Genomic DNA, 2,599 nt, shown 5'->3' with positions numbered 1-2,599 from the left:
TGACTATTCCGGGGAAACTGACCACTCCATTCCGTGGCAAACTGACCAGGCAATTCCCTGGCGAACGGGTTCAGCGAGAGCTGTAAAAGCGTTGTGTTAAAAGTAGTTATTTAAAAGTGATTATTCGTAGGTGATATCATTGTCATCAGGTTTGCGTTTTTTCCTCATAGATTCTCCTTTAAGCTCAATTCGGTGGGCATCATGAACTATCCGGTCCAGAATAGCATCAGCAATCGTTTTTTCACCAATGACTTCATACCATTTACTAACAGGTAGTTGAGAAGTTATGATCAAAGAAGTCTTACCATGTCTGTCTTCAATGATCTCCATCAGTGCAGCCCTGCTTTGGGCATCAAAGGGTTGTATACCAAAGTCATCCAGTATCAGTAATTGCTGCCGTTCGATCTTAGCTATCTCTTTGAGATACGAACCATCTGCTTTAGCCATTTTCAGTTTAGCGAACAACTTAGGTGTGCTGGCGTACCATACCCGGTAGCCCAGCATACAGGCCTGGTAACCAATAGCAGTGGCCACATAACTTTTACCAATACCGGTACTGCCCGTGATAAGCAGGTTCTCATTGCGGCTGATGAACGTACAGTCTGCCAGGCGCATGATCTGGTTGCGGTCAACACTCCGGTCAGCATGGTAGTGAATATCCTCTATGGAGGCTTTATAGCGGAACTTAGCGTGGTATACCTGGCGTTCGATACGCCTGTTGTGACGGTCATCCCATTCTGCTTCCACCAGGTGGGCAAGCAGTTCATCAGCCGTGTAATCATTAGTCTGCCCGGTTTCCAGGCTGCTTTTAAAAGCATGAAACATACCGAAGAACTTCATCTTCCGCATTTTGTCTAAAGTGTTTGTATTCATTTGATTGGTTGTTTAAAGGGTTATTTATAGTAATCTTCTCCTCTGATATTATCGTGATTAGGCATGGGCAATTCATCAGCAAACAGGCTGTCTTCATAATTATCCATCTTGTTTTCTAAAATCGACTGTATCGTTTTATAATTATAGATGCCATAACCAAGTGCCCTTCTGCAGGCGATAGTCAGGCGTTCATTACCTGCTTTACGGGAAAAACTAAGTATACCGACACAGGATTTATAAGCTTGCTCTGGATGCTGCTTGCGTTCCAATATCTTCAGGATATAGAGCCTGACATCTTCGTGAATGGAGGCTGCCCAGCTCAGAAACTTCTCCGGTGTCCATTCGGTAACAAACTGATGGGTGGAGGCCATGTGGTCTTTATCTGTCGTATAGGTATGGGAACTTTTAATGCGTTTATGCATGGCGATTCGCTCATAATGATAGAAGGCCTCTACCGAAGAACTGGAGTATAGTAGCTTTATCTTCCTGCCTATAAACCGGAAAGGGACGCTGTAATAATGCTTATCGGGTCCAAGACATACATGGCCGTTCTTCATTACCGTGGCATGAAACTGTTTTTTAAGCTCGTAGCGCAAAACCGGCAAAGATACCAGCGCCTCCCGTTCCACTTCTTCAAACTGCAACCTTCTGCTGTAATTACGGCCTTGCAGCAGCCGGCTGTTATGGACTTCCAACGCTTCCCTGATAGCCACATTCAGATCCGTTAAGGAATGATAAATGGTCTTTCTCAGCGGGGCATAAATGCGCGTATAGATGATCTTTACCGCCCCTTCCACCAAGGCTTTATCACGCGGGCGGTACGCCCGCGCTGGAAGAATCGTTGTTCCATAATGATCCGCAAAGTCAGCGAATGTTTCATTCAGTGTTGGTTCATAGCGGCTGCTTTTAGTTACTGCCGCTTTCAGGTTATCAGGAACAATAGCTTCAGGGACACCACCGATGTAGTGCAATGTGTTTTCGCAGGCTGCAATAAAGTCTTCCTTCTGTTGGCTAAGTACCGCTTCCGCGTAAGTGAGCTGACTGGCCCCCAGTATGGCTACAAAGACTTCAACTGCAATGATCTCACCTGTTTCCTTATCAGTAATGCTTAACTTCTGACCGGCAAAGTCCACATACAGTTTATCACCGGCCTTGTGATCCATGTGCATCACCGGGTTTACCCGGGCTTTCCACTGGTTGTAGTAAAAGCAAAACTGACTATACTGATAACCTTCAGGAAACTCTTTATAGTAGGCCTCCCATAAAATATGCCGGTTAACACCTGTTCGTTTAAGCTCTTTATCTACCTGGGGAAAGCAGCGCAGCATTGACTGCATCCGGTTATTGGGAGGGTACTCTTTACTTTTCCCGAAGAAGTCCTCCAGTTCCTTATCATTCAAAGCATTAACCTCTTCAAACGTAAATCCGCTCTCTTTAAACGAGGCCAGATACTTCTTTACTGTATTCCTGGATGTGTCAGCCTGGGCCGCTATAGACATTATGCTGCGCTCCTGGCTATACATCCTCAGGATCTTTCTAATCTTACTCATACTAATCGTAGTGTTGGCCATGCTTGAAGAGGTTATAGTAAACCTGCTCAAAGATGGTTGCTTCTACAGCACAAGCTGCCCGTTCGAAGGGTGGTCAGTTTGGCCCGGAATACCCTGGTCAATTTGCCCGGAATGGGGTGGTCAATTTGCAGCGGAATCGGGTGTCAACCTATCCC

At 45.7% G+C, this 2,599-nt stretch carries 2 protein-coding genes; both read right to left on the bottom strand.

Annotated features, from left to right (window positions below):
* Positions 1 to 120: 120 nt before the first annotated feature.
* Entirely contained in the window at positions 121 to 873 is a 753-nt protein-coding gene (gene istB / locus NAF19_RS30415; RefSeq protein ID WP_252794230.1) for an IS21-like element helper ATPase IstB, read from the bottom strand.
* 20 nt (positions 874 to 893) lie between these two features.
* Positions 894 to 2,423, bottom strand: coding sequence for an IS21 family transposase (gene istA / locus NAF19_RS30410; protein ID WP_252794229.1), 1,530 nt, complete (start codon positions 2,421 to 2,423; stop codon positions 894 to 896).
* Between the last annotated feature and the right edge of the window lie 176 nt (positions 2,424 to 2,599).

It is taken from the genome of Mucilaginibacter flavidus (assembly GCF_024055575.1).
In the GTDB taxonomy this organism is placed as follows: Bacteria; Bacteroidota; Bacteroidia; order Sphingobacteriales; family Sphingobacteriaceae; genus Mucilaginibacter; species Mucilaginibacter flavidus.
Note: the sequence above shows the minus strand (reverse complement) of the source record. Positions and strands in the feature narration are given on the sequence as shown.

What these genes read in the sequence shown, in the direction of transcription:
- istB (WP_252794230.1), bottom strand. Translation starts at nt 873, where the DNA reads ATGAATACAAACACTTTAGACAAAATGCGGAAGATGAAGTTCTTCGGT.
- istA (WP_252794229.1), bottom strand. Translation starts at nt 2,423, where the DNA reads ATGAGTAAGATTAGAAAGATCCTGAGGATGTATAGCCAGGAGCGCAGC.